The 21,059-nt window shown below is 40.3% G+C and carries 19 protein-coding genes; 1 reads left to right on the top strand and 18 read right to left on the bottom strand.

Annotation, left to right across the window (positions count from 1 at the left end):
- Positions 1 to 55: 55 nt before the first annotated feature.
- From ABIE66_RS17285 to ABIE66_RS17310, 6 genes are all read right to left on the bottom strand, one after another.
- Positions 56 to 1,429 (bottom strand): putrescine aminotransferase, encoded by a 1,374-nt coding sequence (locus ABIE66_RS17285; RefSeq protein WP_370015697.1) that lies wholly within the window; start codon positions 1,427 to 1,429, stop codon positions 56 to 58.
- Between the two features lie 272 nt (positions 1,430 to 1,701).
- Positions 1,702 to 3,807, bottom strand: a complete 2,106-nt coding sequence (locus tag ABIE66_RS17290; RefSeq protein WP_370015698.1) for a sigma 54-interacting transcriptional regulator — start codon at positions 3,805 to 3,807, stop codon at positions 1,702 to 1,704.
- 720 nt (positions 3,808 to 4,527) lie between these two features.
- The gene (locus tag ABIE66_RS17295; RefSeq protein WP_370015699.1) at positions 4,528 to 5,865 is read right to left on the bottom strand and encodes an APC family permease; all 1,338 of its coding nucleotides are present in this window, start codon (positions 5,863 to 5,865) and stop codon (positions 4,528 to 4,530) included.
- Positions 5,866 to 6,262: 397 nt separating this feature from the next.
- Positions 6,263 to 7,315: an NAD(P)H-dependent glycerol-3-phosphate dehydrogenase gene (locus ABIE66_RS17300; RefSeq protein ID WP_370015700.1), complete on the bottom strand. Its 1,053-nt coding sequence runs from the start codon at positions 7,313 to 7,315 to the stop codon at positions 6,263 to 6,265.
- A 17-nt stretch (positions 7,316 to 7,332) separates the two neighbouring features.
- A complete protein-coding gene (gene der / locus ABIE66_RS17305) occupies positions 7,333 to 8,643 on the bottom strand; it encodes a ribosome biogenesis GTPase Der (RefSeq protein ID WP_230156953.1) in 1,311 nt (436 codons plus the stop codon).
- A 500-nt stretch (positions 8,644 to 9,143) separates the two neighbouring features.
- Positions 9,144 to 9,764, bottom strand: a complete 621-nt coding sequence (locus ABIE66_RS17310; RefSeq protein WP_370015702.1) for a YphA family membrane protein — start codon at positions 9,762 to 9,764, stop codon at positions 9,144 to 9,146.
- Positions 9,765 to 9,897: 133 nt separating this feature from the next.
- Here ABIE66_RS17310 and ABIE66_RS17315 point away from each other — a divergent pair, with 133 nt between their 5' ends.
- Positions 9,898 to 10,029, top strand: a complete 132-nt coding sequence (locus ABIE66_RS17315) for a YpzI family protein (RefSeq protein ID WP_289315816.1) — start codon at positions 9,898 to 9,900, stop codon at positions 10,027 to 10,029.
- Positions 10,030 to 10,094: 65 nt separating this feature from the next.
- Here the strand turns inward: ABIE66_RS17315 and fni are convergent, their stop codons facing one another.
- The 12 genes from fni to ABIE66_RS17375 all read right to left on the bottom strand — a co-directional run bounded on the left by fni (position 10,095) and on the right by ABIE66_RS17375 (position 21,051).
- Entirely contained in the window at positions 10,095 to 11,141 is a 1,047-nt protein-coding gene (gene fni / locus ABIE66_RS17320; protein WP_289325618.1) for a type 2 isopentenyl-diphosphate Delta-isomerase, read from the bottom strand.
- A 19-nt stretch (positions 11,142 to 11,160) separates the two neighbouring features.
- On the bottom strand, positions 11,161 to 12,300 hold the full coding sequence (gene rpsA, locus ABIE66_RS17325; protein ID WP_370015704.1) for a 30S ribosomal protein S1: 1,140 nt from the start codon (positions 12,298 to 12,300) through the stop codon (positions 11,161 to 11,163).
- Between the two features lie 215 nt (positions 12,301 to 12,515).
- Positions 12,516 to 13,103 (bottom strand): lysophospholipid acyltransferase family protein, encoded by a 588-nt coding sequence (locus ABIE66_RS17330; RefSeq protein ID WP_289315813.1) that lies wholly within the window; start codon positions 13,101 to 13,103, stop codon positions 12,516 to 12,518.
- Positions 13,100 to 13,774 carry a (d)CMP kinase gene (gene cmk, locus ABIE66_RS17335; protein WP_289315812.1) on the bottom strand — a complete coding sequence of 225 codons (675 nt, stop codon included), beginning with the start codon at positions 13,772 to 13,774 and terminating at the stop codon, positions 13,100 to 13,102. The genes ABIE66_RS17330 and cmk overlap by 4 nt, the downstream gene beginning before the upstream one ends.
- 191 nt (positions 13,775 to 13,965) lie before the next feature.
- Positions 13,966 to 14,151 (bottom strand): YpfB family protein, encoded by a 186-nt coding sequence (locus ABIE66_RS17340; RefSeq protein ID WP_289325620.1) that lies wholly within the window; start codon positions 14,149 to 14,151, stop codon positions 13,966 to 13,968.
- Between the two features lie 120 nt (positions 14,152 to 14,271).
- Positions 14,272 to 14,433 (bottom strand): hypothetical protein, encoded by a 162-nt coding sequence (locus ABIE66_RS17345; protein ID WP_289325621.1) that lies wholly within the window; start codon positions 14,431 to 14,433, stop codon positions 14,272 to 14,274.
- A gap of 107 nt (positions 14,434 to 14,540) precedes the next feature.
- On the bottom strand, positions 14,541 to 15,896 hold the full coding sequence (gene ypeB, locus ABIE66_RS17350; protein WP_289325622.1) for a germination protein YpeB: 1,356 nt from the start codon (positions 15,894 to 15,896) through the stop codon (positions 14,541 to 14,543).
- A 14-nt stretch (positions 15,897 to 15,910) separates the two neighbouring features.
- Positions 15,911 to 16,750, bottom strand: coding sequence for a spore cortex-lytic enzyme (gene sleB, locus ABIE66_RS17355; RefSeq protein ID WP_289325623.1), 840 nt, complete (start codon positions 16,748 to 16,750; stop codon positions 15,911 to 15,913).
- Positions 16,751 to 16,877: 127 nt separating this feature from the next.
- On the bottom strand, positions 16,878 to 17,564 hold the full coding sequence (gene prsW / locus ABIE66_RS17360) for a glutamic-type intramembrane protease PrsW (protein WP_289325624.1): 687 nt from the start codon (positions 17,562 to 17,564) through the stop codon (positions 16,878 to 16,880).
- A gap of 97 nt (positions 17,565 to 17,661) precedes the next feature.
- The gene (locus ABIE66_RS17365; RefSeq protein ID WP_370015706.1) at positions 17,662 to 18,627 is read right to left on the bottom strand and encodes an asparaginase; all 966 of its coding nucleotides are present in this window, start codon (positions 18,625 to 18,627) and stop codon (positions 17,662 to 17,664) included.
- Between the two features lie 26 nt (positions 18,628 to 18,653).
- Positions 18,654 to 19,622: a YpdA family putative bacillithiol disulfide reductase gene (locus ABIE66_RS17370; protein ID WP_289325626.1), complete on the bottom strand. Its 969-nt coding sequence runs from the start codon at positions 19,620 to 19,622 to the stop codon at positions 18,654 to 18,656.
- Positions 19,623 to 19,773: 151 nt separating this feature from the next.
- Positions 19,774 to 21,051: a Glu/Leu/Phe/Val family dehydrogenase gene (locus ABIE66_RS17375; protein ID WP_289325627.1), complete on the bottom strand. Its 1,278-nt coding sequence runs from the start codon at positions 21,049 to 21,051 to the stop codon at positions 19,774 to 19,776.
- Positions 21,052 to 21,059: the final 8 nt, after the last annotated feature.

A 21,059-nucleotide genomic window follows, 5' to 3' on the forward strand; every position in this document is an offset into this window, starting at 1 on the left:
CTCCTTCCAATCAACAAAAAAAACAGCCTAAAGGCTGTTTTTCTGCTTATTTAAATTAAGATTGAAGCGTCGGCAAGACCTCTTTAAACGCTTTTATGACTGTGTCCACTTCATCCAAATGAATAGTCAATGACGGCTCAATCCTGATTGTTTTGGAGTTTATAAGCGTTCCTGCCACCAATATGCCTTTATCAAAGAGGGCTTTTGAAAATTCATAACCCACTTCGTCTTTATGGAACTCGATACCAATCATCAATCCTTGGCCGCGAATCTCCAATACTTTATCTTTGTGCTCGTTAGCCACTTCCTTTAACCCATTTAGGAAGTATTCTCCAACTTCTGCAGCACGCTGAGGTAAATTTTCTTCCAAAAGCACGTCGATCGTAGCGATGGCAGCAGCACACGCGAGTGGATTCCCTCCAAATGTCGTAGTGTGCATGAATGGATTATCGAACCAGCTTTTAAACACTTTCTCATTGGCTACCACAGCCCCTGCAGGCATTACTCCGCCGCCAAATGCTTTCGCTAAACAAATAATATCCGGAACAACATCATAGAGCTCAGAAGCGAACATTTTACCTGTACGTCCCATTCCTGTTTGCACCTCATCCAATATCAATAACGCATCATATTCATCACATAATGCCCGAACCTGCTTTAAATAATCTTGCGGAGGGAGGATGACCCCTCCTTCACCCTGGATCGGCTCCAACAGCACAGCAGCAACATCTTCACCGACCAACGCACAGCTTTCAAACGTTTTTCTCATCATATCCACATCACCGAAAGGTACATGACGCACACCAGGAATCAGTGGAATGAACGGTTTACGGAACATGCCCTTTGCCGTTGCCGATAGGGAACCAAGACTTTTACCATGGAATGATTTTGTCGTGGAAATAATCGTGTATTTATCACTGTACATTTTAGCGAGCTTAAGTGCAGCCTCCACGCTCTCCGTACCGCTGTTCGTAAAGAATGAGTATTTTAAATCCCCTGGCGTGATATCGGCTAGGATCTTTGCAAGCATTGCACGCAATGGATCTAGTAAGTCCTGGCTATGAAGGGCTTGTCTTTGCAATTGATCGGTTACGGCCTTAACGACTTTAGGGTTACGATGGCCAACATTATAAATACCAAAGCCACCTAAACAATCGATATATTTTTTTCCATTAACATCCGTAAAACAGGAATCTTGATCAGACCACTCCACCGCAGCGAATTGTGTGTCTTTAGTGACCGTCTTCCGATATTCCAAGAACCCTGGGTTTACATGGTTCCGGAAATTCTCGACCGTTTCTTTTGTTATCCATTGCGCATCTTCTTTTGTAATTTCCTTTTGTTCGATTAATTGAAGCACTTTTTTAATATAATCCTGAGTTGCTGTTTGGTTGGCTTGAGTATTTTTACTTTCTACGTTAATTGACATTTTAAAATCTCCTTTTTTTATAACTTTAGTGGATTTGTTAATGAAGAACGCCTCTGATGAAACTTTAATGATTACCTCCCTTTTTTCTTATACTTACTAATCAAGCAAGAACCGTGCCAATATAATTTCCCAATAAAATCGCATTATTTTTGATAAACCGCTCTTAAACTATGCAAATTTGCATATTACTATTCCCCATTGCATAAAAGCTTTTTCTTTTCTTAAAAAAAGCCGCTGACAAGTGATTATCATCACTTGACAACGGCTTTTTTTCAATATGCATTTTTTTCGATTCTCTTACTCTGTTCAGCTAAAACTTTTTGATACTTCCTGCTCACTGACGATTGACTTATCCCCAGAGCTTTTGCCGCTTTGGTCGTAGTTTTATACTGTTTCATGGCAAGCATGATCAATTGCTCTTCGACATGATCCTGTGCTTCCTGTAAAGGAAGGATTCTGGTAATGATGGGTTTCGTTTGTTTAAAGTCACTGCCGACCGGAATGAACCTTTGAATGAAGTCAGCATCGATCATCTCTTCATCAGCAGAAACAACCAATCTTTCAATCATGTTCTGCAATTCACGAATGTTCCCCGGCCATGTATAGACTTCCAGTATATTTAAGGCATCGGGGGAAAAGTGGTAATTCCGCTGATACCTTTCATTCAGTTTTTGCAGAAAATGAAAGGCTAGCGGCGGTATATCCTCCGGCCTTTCCCTTAAAGGGGGCACATGAATGGGAATGACGTTCAATCGATAGAATAAATCTTCTCTGAACGTCCCCATCTCGACCATTTTTTCCAGACTCTTATTCGTGGCCGCAACAATTTGAACATCAATGGAGATAGGTGTAGTACTGCCTATCGGGATCACTTCCTGTTCCTGGAGGACCCTCAGCAGCTTGACTTGAAGATGAATAGGCATGTCACCCACTTCATCAAGGAATAAAACACCTTTATTGGCCTGTTGAAAGTATCCTACCTTCCCATTTTTATCAGCTCCTGTAAATGAACCCTTCGTATAACCAAACAATTCACTTTCGAGGAGGTTTTCCGGAATCGCTCCGCAATTTATCTTCAGGAAAGGTTGCTTGGACCGCCTACCCATTTTATGAATGGCTTCAGCTATCACTTCTTTACCTACCCCTGACTCCCCGTTGATTAAAACAGTGGATGAAAAATGAGCGATTTTCTTGACTTGGCTGATTATCTGCTCCATTTTAGGACTGGCAAAAATCAACTCTTTATAAAATTGATCTTGTTTTTTGAATGAGTCCAGTTCTTTCCTCATTTCATTTAATTCCGATTTCAATTGTGTCGTTTCGGTTATATCCCTTGAAGCAATGACTATACGATCTATATCCCCTTTTTCATTGAATACAGGAGTTCCGACGGAAAGGACTTTCTTATTCATTTTCGTATCTTGGACAATCGATACTTTCTTTTTTTGTTCAAGGACCAATCGGGTGACCGAAGGATTAAAAATCCCTTCATCTTCTAGTTGCAAGAGATTCTTCCCGATATAATCTTTTAAATCCTTCCCCCAGAATCCTGAGATGATGCTGTCACTATAGCGCAGCAGCTCCCCTTTTTGATTGACTACAAGTATTTCATCATAGATATTCGCTAAAATGGCATTCAAGTCTTTATTCGAGCTTTTTATTAATTCTATTTCCATGGCCATTTCCTCAACCATCGGTAAATCCTGAACGATGATGATCAGCCCTTCGACTTCTTTTTCATGGTTCAGAATCGGACTATAGTCGACAAGCACACTCATGACATCAGTGATTTCCAGCTGATTCAGAATACTACTCCCGCTGGCAAACACGCTATGTATATGCTGCTTATTGAAGATGTTCGCAGCAGGTTCATTTAGGACTTGTTCAGAAGGCTTTTTTATCATCTTCAAGCCTGATTCATTGAAGTTCACGATATTTTTTTCTTTATCAGCCACAAAAATCCCCATAGGAATCGAAGTTAAAATAACATTTAACAGGTCTAAATTTTGTTTGCTGTCCTGCTTGAATAATTCAGCTAACACATCTTCCCTTTTTACATAACCGGTAAGCAGGCCATCATCCGTTTTTATCAGTACGATAGGTTCACCAATAATTTGAAACAGAAGCGGCAAGGATATGTTAGGAGTTAATTTACAGACATTATCGATCGAAAAAGCATACTGTAAAAGCTGATCGACTGTCGTTATTTTTTCATTTAACGGGAGGTCATCCATGCGGATATACGCAAACACTTGATTTTCCTTCATAAGAAAGAAGAAAGGTTCCTGTATCTCATCAATTTTTTGCTCTGAAAATGTTGGCTGATCAATTGTTATAGTTATGAATGGTCTAATTTTATCATCCGGAATAGATAACACAGTTTCACTCTCCTTTTGTAACCTAACCTATTTTAACATAATTCTGAATTGCAAGATAAAAAATAATATGCACCCTTACATGTATCCATAATTTACCTTTATTTAACCCACAATAAAAGGGTCCTTTAAGGGACCCTTTTGACCTAAAACCAGATCATCTTAAACTTTTTTCGACCGTTCACCTTTTCTTAGTTCAGGAAATAATCGGCAGTTTCCTCAGTAAATGGCATTGCCGAATCAAAGCCAGGAAACGAGAAAATAGGAGTGCCGCACCTGCACGATGTAAGAAAATGACTCATTTGGATTATAGAAAGAATGAAAACTCCAAAGAGTTCCCGTTCCTTCCCCGTCACGAATAGAAAAATTGGCGAATATGGCAATGGAAAGCAAGGAGACATCGTAAGAGAAGCCTTGCTTTCGTAGCCATTTTCTCATCAACAACATTGATAATCGTCACAATAATCAGTAAACTAAGCACACATGCATAGGCTGGTACAGAAGCAAAAGCTGCTGAAAAGAAAAGCTGAATAACAAGGAATTAACCATTGAAATGTATAAATAATCCTTTAGTATCATTTGGATTAATCGACTTGTTTCTGTAAGCATATGTCGAACCGAACCGGCCCGATCAAATGACCTTTTTGCCCTGTCCGTAACTGTACGCAATCAAAAGCATCAGAAATATATAACAACCTCCTTCGTTTCGTGAATAGCTTGGATTCACTGGGCTTCTTCAAAATGAAATAGCGGAGGGGAGTCCGTAAACCATTTTGTCCGGTACAGAAGATAACCAATTCCAATAACCGCCCAGACAACTCCTAGAATCAATGAACTCATACCAAGATTAAGCCAAAGGATGAAGACCGATGCCGCGCCAATAACCGGGGACAGAATAGTTGTAAGAAATCCCTTAATCGTAAGGAAACTTTTGTTTCTAATTGCATGGACGATTACACAAATATTCACGAAAGTAAAAGCAATTAAAGCCCCAAAGTTTATGAGGGAAGCAGCCGTAACCAAATCAAGGAATAAGGCAACCATTGAAATGACCCCGACGAATATGACATTAAAGAATGGCGTGTTGTATTTGGGGTGAACAAACCCAAATGGTTTTTTCGGGATCACTTGGTCACGCCCCATGACATATAACAACCTGGAAACACTAGCATGAGATGCAAGACCGGAGGCAAGAGTACCGGATAAAGTTCCTGCAAGAAAGAAGGCTTGAAATAACTTCCCGCCCACGAAAAGGGCAATTTCCGGGGAAGCCGCTTCAGGATCGCTAAAACGGGAAACATCCGGGAAAAATAACTGTGTAAAGAATGAAGCCGTCATAAATAAAATCCCTCCGATAAGGGCAGTCAAAAAGATGGCCCGGGGAACCGTTTTGGTTGGATTTGGTGTTTCTTCCGATAATGTAGTGACAGCGTCAAACCCCAGAAATGAAAAACAAAGGATTGTAGCACCTGTTATGAGCGTCGACATTTCAATATGAGGCCCGATGAATGGCTGAACCGATAAGACCTCTCCTGTTCCTTCTCCACTCATGACTCCTTTAACGACAAGTGCCACAAAAATAATGATGACCAACATTTGAAAAAAAACAAGAAAGCTATTAAAGTTGGCAGCAAAATTAACATTGAATAAGTTAATGCCTGTCATTAAAAGGACAAATGCCACCACCCATATCCACGGGTATACTTCCGGAAAAAGTGCTGTTAAGTATATTTTTGTTAAAATGGCGTTCACCATCGGTAAAAATAAGTAATCAAGCATCGATGACCATCCGACAAGGAAGCCTAAATGCGGATTGATCGTTTTTTGTGTATAAGTATAGGCTGAACCTGCCTGCGGATAAATTTTCACCATTTTCCCATAACTGGCTGCTGTAAACAACATCGCTAAAAGAGCGATGACATAAGCGGTTGGCACATGCCCCCCCGTTTTTTCGGAAACTATCCCGAATGTATCAAAAACAACCATCGGCGTCATATATCCAACACCAAGCAATACGATATGCCATAAGTTTAAAGACCTTTTCAATTGACCTGTTTGCATGTATCATTCCCCTTCCCATTTAAGCAGAAAAGTTAACCAACTTTTCTGGAATTCCTTATAATTTTATTGGTCATATTACACTTCGCAATTTTCATACCAAAAAAAATAGTCGAAATTTAACAAAAAATAAGGAAATAAGGAGAATATTTGATGCAAATTTGAATAACCTATTCAATTATTCATAATCCTTAAAGTTAGCTAAAAGAGAACCGCTGATTTTTGCCCATAAAAAAAGCAGAAGATATCAAGATATCTTCCGCTCATTTGACTAAATCCCCCCGTGCCGAGGTCAAATTACTAGTTTACTTTCGTTGCATTGTATGCTGATACATGGCAAGGCGCATCATCGAATGCCTAATTTAATGAAATTCTTTTATTAAAATCAACAGATTCGAGGTTAATCCTGCTTTCTGCTATCCAATATGTTAAAAAGTTCTTCCATTTCATTCGTTTTTGAACGATTCATTAAAAGGTCAAGTGCCTTTTTCACTTCTTCCCCATTGAATAAGACATCGTACAGGGCTTCAGTAATCGGCATATTCACTTCGTACTTCTGAGCTAATTGATAGGCGGCTTTAGTCGTTCTGACACCTTCGACGACCATACCCATGTTTTCCAATACTTCTTCAAGCTTTTGCCCTTTACCAAGCATATTCCCAGCTCTCCAATTTCGGGAATGAACGCTTGTACAAGTGACGATCAAATCACCTATTCCAGCTAATCCGGAAAAAGTAAGTGGGTTAGCTCCCATGGCCACCCCTAGACGGGAAATTTCAGCCAATCCACGTGTTATTAAGGCAGCCTTGGCATTATCACCATAGCCTAACCCATCCGTAATGCCGGCAGCTAAGGCAATGATGTTCTTTAATGCCCCTCCGATTTCAACGCCAATCAAGTCCGGATTTGTATACACACGGAAATTATTGTTGATAAAGATGTCTTGAACCTTTTCGGCAGCTTTCATATTCTTTGAAGAAACGGCAACTGTTGTCGGGTGACGAAGACTGACTTCTTCTGCATGGCTCGGCCCTGAAAGAACCACTATATCTTTAAGCCAATCCGCCGAAGATACTTCTTCAATCATTTCCGAAATACGAAGCAGGGAATCAGGTTCAATCCCCTTACTCACATGAACGATTGTCAATGGTTTATCATGAGCCTCTTTAATCTGACCCAGCACTTCCCGGTAGGCTTTAGTCGGCACAGCCAAGATTATTATTTCAATCCCGACCAACGCTTCCTCAATGGAAGAATACCCTTGAATCCCCAAAGGCAATTCAATCCCAGGCAAGTATTTTCCATTCGTATGATTTTGATTGATTTCATCAATTTGTTTCTGATTATGTCCCCATAATCTCACTTCATGCTGGTTATCAGCTATGACCATCGCTAAAGCAGTTCCCCAGCTACCTGCACCAATCACTGCGATGCTTTCTTTTGCTTTCACCATTGTATAACCACCTTTTACTATTTTCTCTGACGTCCAAAAATTCGTATTGGTGTTCCTTCAAAACCAAAGGCATCCCTAATTCGATTTTCTAAAAACCTCTCATATGAGAAATGCAATAACTCAGGATCGTTAACGAATACAACGAAAGTAGGCGGCTTGATCGCTACCTGAGTCGTATAATAAATTTTCAAACGGTTGCCATTATGAGTCGGTGTCGGATTCATCGCCACGGCATCCATGACCACTTCATTCAATACATTTGTCTGAACACGGATAGCATGATTCTCACTAGCCTGATCAATGACTGGTATTAAGGTATGTGTCCGTTTTTTAGTTAAGGCAGAAAGATAAATGATTGGCGCATAATCCAAGAATAGGAAATGGGCACGGATTTTTTCTTCAAAATCCTTCATCGTTTTTTCATCTTTCTCGATGGCATCCCACTTATTGACGACGATGATGACCGCTCTACCCGCTTCATGGGCATATCCGGCAATTTTTTTATCCTGCTCACGAATACCTTCTTCAGCGTTAAGGACCACAAGAACAACGTCTGAACGTTCAATTGCCCTTAATGCACGAAGTACGCTATATTTTTCCGTACTTTCATACACTTTCCCTTTTTTCCGCATCCCAGCTGTATCAATAATGACATATTCTTTGCCATTATATTTATAAGGAGAGTCGATCGCATCGCGAGTCGTTCCTTCAATATCACTTACGATGACTCGATCTTCACCTAACAACGCATTGACCAGGGATGATTTACCTACGTTCGGTCTTCCGATCAAACTGAATTTAATGACATCATCAGCATAATCCTGGCCGCTGAATTTAGGGAAGTGTTTGGCCGCTTCATCCAGAAGGTCACCAAGACCAAGTCCATGAGACCCGGAAATCGGGAATGGATCGCCAAAACCTAACGCATAGAAATCATAGATTTGATCTCTCATTTCTGGGTTATCGACTTTGTTGACTGCAAGGACAACTGGCTTTCTCGATTTAAAGAGAATTTTAGCGACCTCTTCATCAGCAGCCGTTACACCTTCACGACCATTCGTCATAAAAATGATCACATCCGCTTCGTCGATGGCAATTTCAGCCTGCTGGCGAATTTGTTCAAGGAACGGCTCGTCTCCGATATCAATTCCACCTGTATCAATAATGTTAAAATCATGTGTCAACCATTCACCTGAACTATAAATCCTGTCCCGTGTTACTCCAGGAACGTCTTCGACAATCGAAACCCGTTCTCCCACTATTCTATTAAAGATTGTCGATTTTCCTACGTTCGGACGACCGACTATCGCAATTACCGGTTTTGGCATTGCTATTCACCCTTTCTGCTACTATATCTCTGTCAAAGTCACGAAATTCATGAATGCATTTTTTACGGTTGCTTTGCATTATTGATTTTCATTTTTTCCTTTTAAAGGAAAAGGCTGTATCCATCATCATATAAGGGAAACTTTCATCAGTAATCCTACTGATGTTCAGTTAAACGTATCAAGTATTAACAGGCAGTTTGTCCACTTTACTACCCAGTTCCTCAGGTGACGTGAAGCCGAACCCTCAGCATGCTAAAACGTGATTATAAACAGCCCAAAAAAATGAAGAAAGCTTTCGGCATACTGCTTCCTTTTTAATTGTTTAGAGCATTTTACGATTTATCTACAGACCTCTAACTATCCTATAGTAACAAATTTCTCGCCAATCAACAATGATTGTATGCATAAAAGCCTTCCAATACCCTTTGATTCCATTTTAACTGCAGCCTTTTGATTAAAGCGGATAACACCCCTTGCCTATTTTCCACCATACTCACTCTTCATTGATTAAAATTCTCTTTTCCTTGTTTTGATAAAAATCTCGATTGGGATGATAAATAAATGTATTGGCCAAAAAGCTCCAATATTCTCCATAGTATGTTTGCGCCCAATATCAGCACTGCATTATCATGCCATGCGTACGCAAGGCCCACATGGGGCAAAGAGTGATAAACAAGCAATCCGGAATATATGATATCACCCATTATCAAGCCATTTAAAAGGACGAACAATCGATGTTTCCAATTTTTAAAAAGCAAAAGGATTAGATAATTCAGGAAAATACACAAAAGATAAGAGGGTTTCATGATGAGCCATATCGGATCAAGCAAAGAAAAAAGTTGAAAACTGGCATAAGCGAGAGTGATGATAAGACTGCCGCTGATCAGTTCCATTATCTTGAGGATTGATTGCTTCCTAATATACACACACAGTATAAAGAAAAGATATGGACCGCTCAAATGCACGGAAACCAGGGAAAATTCCAGTTTATACCCCGCCAATATCATTACGGCCAATAGATGAAAAAGAAAATCAAAACGAAAGGGAACCGTTTTTGGAATAAAATACATGACAATGACCCAAACTATCCATGACATCCAATAAAACAAAATTCCATCCATGCATCGTCCCCCTTTTAGGAAACATTATGGCTTGTTTATTCAAAGTATAAACGTAAGCCCGGCATTTAATGTGGAACTGCAAATATTTATGCATAAAACCTTCCCACTATCAACTAAAGAAGGAGGTGTAAACATGGGCAAAGATCGGCAAGAGAAGAAATTGAAAGAAAGTAAACGGGTGGAGTCCGACAGGGACCAATCATTGGATAAAAAAGGGGCAACAAGCATGGAAAGTCCTGAAGAGGCAAGAAGAAGGAATAGTTAAGTCTATCCTCAACAAAAAGAAGCATCTCAATTTGTTTCAATCGAGATGCTTCTTTTTGTGGTCATTCATTTAGCATATGCCGAACAATCAATGCCTCTTTGAGATAACCAATGATAGGTGTTGCCTTTGATGACTATTTTGGATTTCCTTAGCTCTGAAATATTACAGCACCCGAGTGCAGTCATGATGATCTTTAAATCTTCATGTATGTAGTTTATTTCTTTAATCAGTTGTACCAGGCCCAACTCTTTATGCAGCTTGAGGAAATGTCCGGCTAACCCTACACCTTTCGCTCCTAAGGCCAGGCTTTTTGTAATTTCCAAGGGGCTTTGAATCCCACCCGATCCAATGACTGACAGCTGAGGTGAGACATTAACAGCTTCTACTATCGAAGCAGCTGTCGGTATTCCCCATTCATTAAAATACTCGAGTATCTTCGCTCGTCTTTCATTCTCGACTTTAGCAAAATTTGTTCCGCCAAACCCACCTACATCAATGATCGAAACACCTACGGAATGTAACTGTTGCACCGTTTCCATACTCATCCCAAACCCAACCTCTTTTACGATGACAGGAATTCCGATAGTTCTGTTAATTTCCTCTATTCTCGAAAGGGTACCCGCAAAATTCCTATCCCCTTCAGGCATCGTCAATTCCTGAATGACGTTAATATGAATCTGCAGTGCATTAGCCCCGATCATTTCGCTAGCTCGCTTTGCCTGTTCGACTGTTGCTTCACCACCGAGATTACCAATCAACACCCCATCGGGATTTTCCTGTCTTACCACTTTAAAGGAGGCCTGCTGGCTAGAATCCTTGATGGCTGCCATTTGTGATCCAACCGCCATAGCGATTCCTGTTTCCCGGGCTGCAATGGCAAGGTCACCATTCAATTTTTCGGTTTCAGGGCCTCCGCCTCCAGTCATGGCATTTATAAAAATCGGCGAACTTAATTCAAGTCCGCCAACTTCTGCTGTGAGGTTCACATTATTCAAGGAAATCCCTGGTAAGCTTTGATGAATGAACGAAATATCTTCTAATCCGGTTTTATGCTGCTGACCTGTTTTTAGCGCAAATTCTATATGATCTAACTTTCGTTGTTCTCTCTCCAAGGCCATCACCATTATTATCTTATTTTAGTTTTTTCAATTGATCACCGATCATTTCACCTAGCTGAAAGCCTTTCGTTTCTTCAGGAAGCTCATAATCTGATGTGTTGTAATTGGATTGTGGCTCTTCAAGTTCTTTAATGCTCAATGATAGACGTTGATCCGTTTCATTGACATCCAGGACTTTCACTTCGACTGACTGGCCTTCTTTAAGTACTTCTTGTGGTGTGGCAATATGCTTGTGCGAAATCTGTGAAATATGGACAAGCCCTTCTACCCCTGGGAAAATCTCCACGAATGCACCGAAAGAAACAAGGCGTTTAACGATTCCCTCTTGTGTAGAGCCTTTTGCCGCTTTTTCGGCAACGCCTGCCCATGGTCCCGGAAGAGTATCCTTAATGGAAAGTGAAATCCTTTCATTATCACGATCAATGGATAGGACTTTCACCTGCACCTTATCGCCTTCTGAAACGACATCGGATGCTTTTTCGACATGCTGATGGGAAAGCTGGGAAATGTGGACAAGACCGTCTACGCCTCCAATATCCACGAATGCACCAAAATCGGTAATCCTTTGGACCACGCCCTCAAGCACTTGCCCGCTTTCGATTTTATCCAAAACGTTTGCTTTTTGTTTTTCCTTTTGGTCTTGAACGACTGCCCGATGTGAGAGGATCAAGCGATTCTTGTCTTTCTCAAGCTCAACGATCTTGAATGTTAAAGTTTTGTTTTTGTAATCAGAAAAGTCTTCAACGAAATAGTCTTCTACAAGAGAAGCTGGAACAAATCCACGTACGCCTAGATCTACAACAAGCCCGCCTTTGACGACATCTTTAACTTCGGCCTCAAAAACGTCTCCGTTCTCAAATTTCAATTCCAGGTCATCCCATGCTTTCAGAGCGTCAATTTTACGTTTTGATAGAATGATAGCTTCTTCTTCAACTTTAATGACTTCCAGCTCCAATACATCACCTTCCGAAACGGCATCTGACGCCTTTTCGACATGAAGGCTTGAAAGCTCACTTATAGGAATGATCCCATTAGTCTTACTGTTTTCCACATCGACAATGACCTGTTTTTCTTCCACCTTTGAAACGGTTGCTTTAACTTGATCCCCAACTTTGTAATTGTTCACTTCTACCTGGTTCATATCTTCTGTCATTACTAACTCCTCCTTAACCCATGACTGATCAGCTAACTTCCTCTTCATCGGCCACATATTTTATTTAAAGTGGTTCAATAAAAACACTTTCCTAATAAAGATAAAAACAGTTTTCTTTAGAGTTATAAGGTTATATTCCTTTTCATCCCCAATAAGGAACAATACCCCTATTTTATAAATTCTAACAAAATCAGAAAATTGTCAAGTATGAAGGACTATTTATGCTCGGAAATCAATTTCCCAATTTGGTCCATGATGATTTTGGTAGCTTCATCGGCTGATATTTTCCGTTCCCGATATTCGGTAAAATTTATTGGAGGGCCGTATACGACCTTCAACGGACGCAAAAATTTATATGGGCCGATGATCGCACACGGTATGATCACGGCATCAGATCTCAGCGCGAAAAATCCAGCACCCGCCAAACCTTCTCCCAATTCACCTGTCTTACTTCTGGTACCCTCGGGAAACAGTCCAATCACCTTGCCTTCCTTCAAAATCTTTAACCCTTTTCTAAGAGATTCGCGATCACTATTGCCCCGCTTCACCGGAAATGCATTTACTCTTGGTAATATACCCTTTAAAACCGGTGCATGAAACAACTCTTCTTTCGCCATGAAATGAATATCCCTTGGTGAAGTTATGCCAACTATAGGCGGATCCAAATTATCAATGTGATTGGCACAGATCAATACTCCGCCCTCTTTAGGGAAATGTTCCTTTCCGAGCGTTTTAACCCTAAACGAAGGCATTAAAACGCCTTTTACGACGTTCTTGGCAAATGTGTAAAAATCCAATGTCATCTTTTCCTCTCTTCTATTAAAGACATGATACTTTCTGCAACTTCTTGAATCGATAATGAAGTCGTATCAATTTCGATAGCATCCGCTGCCTTCTTCAGGGGCGATACCTCGCGTTCAGAGTCCAGCTTGTCCCTAGTAGCAATTTCCTCCCTTAATTTTTCAATATCGGATGGAAAACCTTTCAAAATATTTTCCTGATGCCTCCGCTGTGCCCTTTCATCTACAGAAGCGATAAGAAATACCTTTACCTCGGCGTTTGGTAAGACATGCGTACCGATATCCCTGCCATCCATGACGACTCCGCCATTTTCACCAAAGATTTGCTGCCTGCGCACCATTTCTTCCCGGATGCTCCTGTGCTTTGCCACTTCCGAAACAGAACCGGTCACTTCATTGTTCCTGATTTGGGCTGTCACGTCCTCATTATCGACGAACACCAACTGCCCATTTTCACTTGGTCTTAATTCGATTTCTGTATTGATGAGAACTTCAGATAATGCTTGTTCATCATTCAGGCGAATCTTTTGATTAAGGGCCTTATAGGTAAGGGCCCTGTACATAGCACCTGTATCCACATATATGTAATTGAACTTTTCTGCAACAATTTTAGCAACCGTGCTTTTCCCAGCAGCAGCTGGTCCATCGATTGCAACTGATAATTTTTTTTCCATAAATCCTCCCAAGAATCCTACAATCATGCTGATTATTTAGTACCCTTTCATTTTATCACAACTAGCGGGAAAATCATTAATAAAAGGGATGTGTTCGTTCAAAATCACCTTTGTTCAACTTTCGGTTTATACAGCCATCAAAATTATCCTTTATCGAAAAACCTTCATACAAAAAAAGCGGATCACCGCTTTCACTTTGGGGTCCCATTGAAAGTTTCAATGATTTTCGTATAATTATTGCTAGTGACACCTTCGTATTTCGAGAGCTTGGTCAAATCAAAGATTTGATCCTCCCTGCTTAAAAGGAACTGGAAAAAAAATAAGCAGACCAATTGGATGATGATCACTTTAATTAATAGTCTTTCAAATGTTTTCATAAGCCGCACCTTCCATACTGTTTATATTAGCAGTATGGATGGAATCACTGTTTTTCATTCAATCATGTCAAACATACAAGCCTTTTTTCTTTCAGTCCACCTGCTTTTCAAAAATAAATCTCATAATGTCTGTACATCATTTTTTGTCGGTTCAAGAACTTGGACGTGCAGCAGCATATTCACATACTCTTTCTCCGTTAAACGAATGACCTTGGTTTTTAACCTTAAATAATGAATCTCCGTCCACGTCCTTGTATGAAGGAAACCCATAATATTACCCATTAATCTTCCCATATAATCCATAAATCATTTAAGTTATTATGTCATGAAATAAAAAAAGGGAAAGTGCTAGGCACATTTCCCCACTGTGTATGAATCATCTTAGCAGTTTAAATTAAATTTTCATATACCGGTTCGGAATTCTTTAATTTTTCCACCTTTTCTTCTTGACCGGTGTCTGCATTAATGAAAATGCGGTACGTATCATCTTTAATCGTACCAAGGAATTCATAACAAAGAACTTCTTCACCAATATCATTGGTGATTAACGCCTTTCCTTCATCCATTATTTTCACATTCGCGTTGATTTTGTCCTTAGCTTCTTTCTCGGATATTTTCGGATTCCCTATTTCCCTGGTTTTATGTGATTTTAAATACTCGTCGGCTGAAAACCCTATAACGGATCCATCATCCAATGCAATTTTAACCTTGACTGAATCAGGATAAATCTTGACTCCATTTTCAGATGTCACGAAATTCAGTAATGCGATATTATCGTACTGAGCACTTTCAAATAGTTCAAGTGAACTGAAATCATGTTCCCTTAAAAATTCTTCGGCTTTTGTATAGGCTTGATTCAAATCAATGGTTGTCTTGTTCACATCCCTATTATTGATATACCAAATAGGGTAACCGCCTTTTTTTGTCAAATCCATATTCATTTCGATATCGGATTCTTTATCGAGGATGCTCACACTGTAAAATCCATAATCGGAACCTTTGCCATTTTCTTCAACATTCACCTTCAAATTTCTGCTTTTTGAATGGGCATAGCTTTTTGCTGTCTCAATTGCTTCTTCTTTTGAAATGGTTTCACCTTGCAAATTTTTGAAGTTTTCATCCCTCTGTTGTGCAGAAGTAAAAGTCGGATTCATCTCATTCGTTTCCCCATACCCAGATACTTTTTTCTCTACCGTTTTTAATCCGTCGATGATTGTGTTATCCGAATTTTCTTTTCCTGATGCAAGTGCCATTTGGACATCCATCCACCTTAAATTGTTTTTAAGGACTAGATACTGCACTTTTCTTAACTCGCCCTGGATGTCTCCTGCCTGTGTGTACAAGGATTGTAAAGTCGAATATTCCTGATCATTCAATGGTTCTTTTTCAAGGTCACGTACAGCCGTTTTATAACTGAAGTCCGCAATTTTCGATAAAAATTCTTCTGTCTTATTAAAAGGAAGCAAGGTCAATGGCAACTGCCCGACATCACTTTGGGCTTCTGAAGTGATACGCCAAACATCTGTTAAAGCTGGACTTAATGAATAACGTGAATTCATAGCCAAAGTACTGCCGACCTTATCGTGCAATAAATCTACTTGATAGCTTAAATCATGAAAGGCTCGCTGATACGTATTTTCCGCGTTGATTAGTACAGCATTTTTTTCCTTATGTTCTTGATAGCCCCAGAATGCAGTTCCTGCAACAACTACAACAAGCAGGGCAATCACTATATTCCTGATCATTTTCCTTCACCTCTTTACTTACAAAAGATATGTTTTCCGATTCTTTTAATTTGTTCTCTTGACCAAATCCATTTGCTCGTTGCCGTAGCGGGATTAAAATAATATTCTGCATTACCGGTTGGATCCCAACCATTGATGGCATCCACCACGGCTTCTTTTGCCCTTTCGTTTGGTGTCAGCCAAATCTGTCCATCCGCAACAGCCGTAAAGGCTCCAGGTTCAAAAATCACGCCCGAAATGGTATTCGGAAAAGCTGCACTTTCCACCCTATTCAGTATTACAGCCGCAACGGCAACCTGACCTGTATACGGCTCCCCTCGCGCCTCCCCATAAACGGCATTGGCCATCAGCTGAATATCGTTTTGAGAATATCCTCCTGGAAGATTGGCTGATGTCGCTGTTTTGGAAGGGGCTTTTCCAGGTGTGCCTCCACCAGACTTGGATCCATTCGCTTTCACTTTCACCTGGTTTTCAATGGGTACTCCCCCATAATAGGTGAACTCGTTCCCTTTATTGATCTGTTCGTGAACAAATTTTTTATTGAAATTAGATGCATTCGCCAACTTCTGTTTTGTTGAAGTCCCTGCAAAGCCATCGATTGGAAGCCCGAAATCTTGTTGAAAGTTTCGAAGTGCCCAATAAGTGCCCCATCCATAGGCTCCATCAATCTTTCCATTATAGTATCCGATGTTTTGTAAGCGTGCCTGCAGTTCAATTACATCATCGCCAACCGCACCTTTTTGAATGACTTGGCTCGAAAAGGCACTTGTTCTTGCTTCCGGGTAAATTCCGAAACAAATAGTAATACACGAAAACAGCAAAAGCCATTTCCATTTTGACGAAATTCCTTTCATCAAAAACACTCCTCTTTTTCTTGAATTAATGTAATTCTATTTTCTTCTTAACTGTCTTTTTTATTCCAACCCATAAAAAAAACGGAGCGGGCAAAATATGCCAGCACTCCGTTTTGGTAGTATTCGTCTATTTGCTAAGGGAATGGTTTTGGGAAAGTTTTTCTGCATGAAAGTCAGACAACAATCGTGCTTTTTTTACTTTTTTCATGCCTAACCACCATAGGTAAATCATAAATGGCATAATGAAGTACACCCAAAATTTTTGAGAAACCAAAATATAGTCATAAACCCCATGTAATGAAATTGGTATGATCAATGCCAATAATAAATAGAACTTATTATTCGAAGCTGAAAATTTCGCCTTGCCCAAATAATACCCCATGATCACACCGAACAAAGCGTGACTGGATACTGGGAGAACGGCTCTTAGAAATGCATGTTCAACCCCGTTGGCTAGCAGGTACAGAATATTTTCCATCGTAGCGAATCCAAGGGAGACTGCAGCTCCGTAAACAATCCCATCATATGGCTCATCGAATGCCACATGCTGATAAATAACATAAATGAGTATGAACCACTTGAAAAATTCTTCAAGCAGTGCAGCCCATAAAAAAGCATTAGCTAAATCGGTATTCAAGATATGTTCCGTTTCGAGCACATACTGTATGAACATTATCGGCAAAACAAGAAAGACACCGAATAAGAATGTTTTGACCACAACCGATATCGGTTCGGTTTCATATTGATCTTTCAAATAGAAATAGCTCAGTAGCGCCAATCCTGGCGCAATGGCCGCTGACAACATGACCAGCATTAGCTGACCCTCTTTTCCTCTTCTTTTCCTTAATCGTACCATGGAATGAAGAAAAACTGAATCCAAGAATCAAGACTTCCAACAATTATTTAATCCGTCAGTACTTAAAGAAAGTTTCATCTATAGAGTTTTCGCTTGCCAGCACGACAGCTAACTTAATTCTAGCCTTCTTGCAGTCATAATCAGCACCTAATATCACGCCACGTTGTTTTAAATCAAATGCGCTGCCTTCATAATCATAAGCTGGGTAAACTTTTCCTTCTTCTGCACTAGTAGCCATGATGATCGTTACTCCATTATCGATTGCATTTTGTATGGAAGTTACCATTTGTGGAGTAACCTGTCCCCTTCCTACACCTTCGAGCACGATGCCTTTCGCACCGTTGGCAACCGCAGCATCAATAAAGATACCATCAGCGCCTGTGTGGCACTTGATGATATCCACTCTTGGGATGCGATTCCGAATATCATAACACTCCCTATGTAAAGGTTTTTGATAGATGCTGACGACATCATTATCAATTATCCCCAAATATCCATAACCAAAAGATTCGAATCCCTGCAAATTGGAAGCATGCACTTTTTTAACATACTTTGCTGAATAGATTCGCTCATTAAAAACGACAACTACGCCAACATCCCTAATTAGATCACTTGCAGCGCATAATATCGAATTCCTTAGATTGGAATATACATCGGTTCCCACCTCTTGAGGTGACCGTTGGGATCCGGTTAATACGATTGGACGTGGATCCTTATTCGTGACATCAAGGAAATAAGCCGTTTCCTCCAGTGTATCCGTACCGTGGGTCACGACAATTCCCGTAACTTCCGGATCCTCCAATTCCTTTTGGATGGCCAATTTAAGCTGTTGCATTTTCTCAAAGGACATGGACATGCTTGAAATCTGAAAAAGATTAACCACTTTAACCCCGATACCATTTGGCAATTCGCAAAGTGATGCCAACTCATGGCCAGTCAATGCACCAGAGGCCAACATACCATTCGCGGTTTCTTTACTGGCGATAGTCCCACCTGTGGTAATTAATGATATTTTTCCCATATTCAACCATCTCCATTTCGTTTAATTCACTTTTCTTTAACAGCCAAATGATAGGCAATCAAACCACCATGGAACCTGCCATTTTCGATGAAGATTTCATTCGCATTATTTCCGGCTGCCAGAACTCCTGCAATATAAAGACCTTTAACATTCGTCTCCATCGTTTCCTCGTTATATGAAGGCCTTCCAGTTTCCTTATCAATATTTATGCCCATTGAAGCCAAAAAGGAATGGTCAGGATGGTAACCAGTCATGGCAAACACAAAATCATTTTTAATAACTTTTTCCTCTTCACCTACATGATATATGACACTATCTTCAGTTATCTTGTCCAAATTCGCATTAAACTCCATCATAATCGTTCCATTGCGGACTAATGATTCAAATTCCGGGAGAATCCATGGTTTGATACTTGAAGAGTACTCCGATCCTCTATAAAGGACTGTAACCCTTGCGCCAGATTTGACCAATTCCAGAGCCGCATCCACACTTGAGTTTTTACCACCGATGACGGCAACATCACAATTAAAGTAGGGGTGGCCCTCCTTGAAGTAATGAAACACTTTAGGAAGCTGTTCGCCCGGAATGCACATATAGTTTGGATGATCATAGTATCCGGTCGATACGATCACATGTAGAGCTGTATAGTCACCTTTTGATGTCTTGACTAAAAATTTCCCATCTTCACGTTTTTCCACTTTTTCCACTTTTTCGAATTTATTGATTCGCAATTCTTTCCTTTTGACTACTTCCCTATAATAGGCTAGCGCTTGATTACGGACCGGCTTACGATTTTCGATAATAAATGCGGTATCACCAATCTCCAGTTTTTCGCTTGAACTGAAAAATGTTTGGTGTGTTGGATAACGGTAAATGGAATCCACCACATTACCTTTTTCAATGATCAGGGACTGAATTCCCACTTCTTTAAGAGCGATCGCAGCAGCCAATCCACAAGGGCCCCCACCTATGATAATGACTTCTTCAACATTCATCTATACTCCACTGCCTTTCCATGCACTATGTAATTCGTTCGTCTAAAAATAAAAACTCCTATCAATACATGATAGGAGTTTTTACAAATCATTTCAATGATAAAGCAATCAACATGATTTTCACTATAATCAATACAAGAATTTGAATCTTTTAGATCCAACCACGGAAGCGTGAAGCTTCAGCCATTTTCCTTACGCCAATCATATAAGCCGCAAGTCGCATATCAACACGTCTGGATTGTGCAAGTTCATAAATATTATTAAAAGATTTCACAAGGATTTTTTCCAGCTTTTCATCCACTTCTTCTTCAGACCAATAATATCCTTGATTATTTTGTACCCACTCGAAGTAAGAAACCGTTACTCCACCAGCAGAAGCGAGGACATCTGGAACAAGAAGGATTCCACGATCCGTTAGGATTTGTGTCGCTTCAATTGTTGTAGGTCCGTTTGCCGCCTCGACAACGATCGCTGCTTTAATATCAGCAGCATTTTCTTCAGTGATCTGGTTTTCAATTGCAGCCGGAACTAAAATATCACAATCCAATTCAAGCAATTCTTTATTTGAAATTGTGCTTTTAAACAATTTCGTTACGGTTCCGAAACTATCTCTCCTATCGAGAAGATAATCGATATCCAGTCCTTCAGGATCATGTAGAGCACCATAGGCATCTGAAATACCAATAACTTTAGCACCTGCGTCATGCATGAATTTAGCTAAGAAACTACCTGCGTTACCAAAACCTTGAATGACGACCCGTGCCCCTTTAATATCAATGCCCCGTTTCTTGGCAGCTTCATTGATACAAATCGTTACACCCTTGGCAGTTGCTGATTCACGGCCATGAGAACCACCAAGTACAAGCGGTTTACCCGTAATGAATCCTGGTGAGTTGAATTCATCCATACGGCTGTATTCATCCATCATCCAAGCCATGATCTGAGAATTTGTAAATACATCAGGTGCCGGGATATCTTTAGTCGGCCCCACGATTTGGCTAATTGCGCGAACATAGCCCCGGCTTAGCCTTTCCAACTCACGGAAGGACATATTACGAGGATCACAAACGATACCGCCTTTACCCCCGCCATATGGTAAATCAACGATGCCGCATTTTAAACTCATCCAAATGGATAATGCTTTCACTTCACGTTCCGTTACATTAGGGTGAAAACGGATACCACCTTTTGTAGGCCCAACAGCATCATTATGCTGTGCACGGTAACCCGTGAAAATTTTCACTGACCCATCATCCATGCGGATTGGCATCTTCACCGTTAATAAACGCAATGGTTCCTTCAAAAGCTCATAAACTTCTTCCGGGTAACCCAGCTTATCCAAAGCTTTATGTATTACAGTTTGGGTAGACCTCAGTACGTCGTGTTTTTCTTCTTCATTTACATGGCTATTACCTTTTGCCGATTCCATTAAAAGTA

It is taken from the genome of Peribacillus sp. B2I2 (genome assembly GCF_041261685.1).
In the GTDB taxonomy this organism is placed as follows: domain Bacteria; phylum Bacillota; class Bacilli; order Bacillales; family DSM-1321; genus Peribacillus.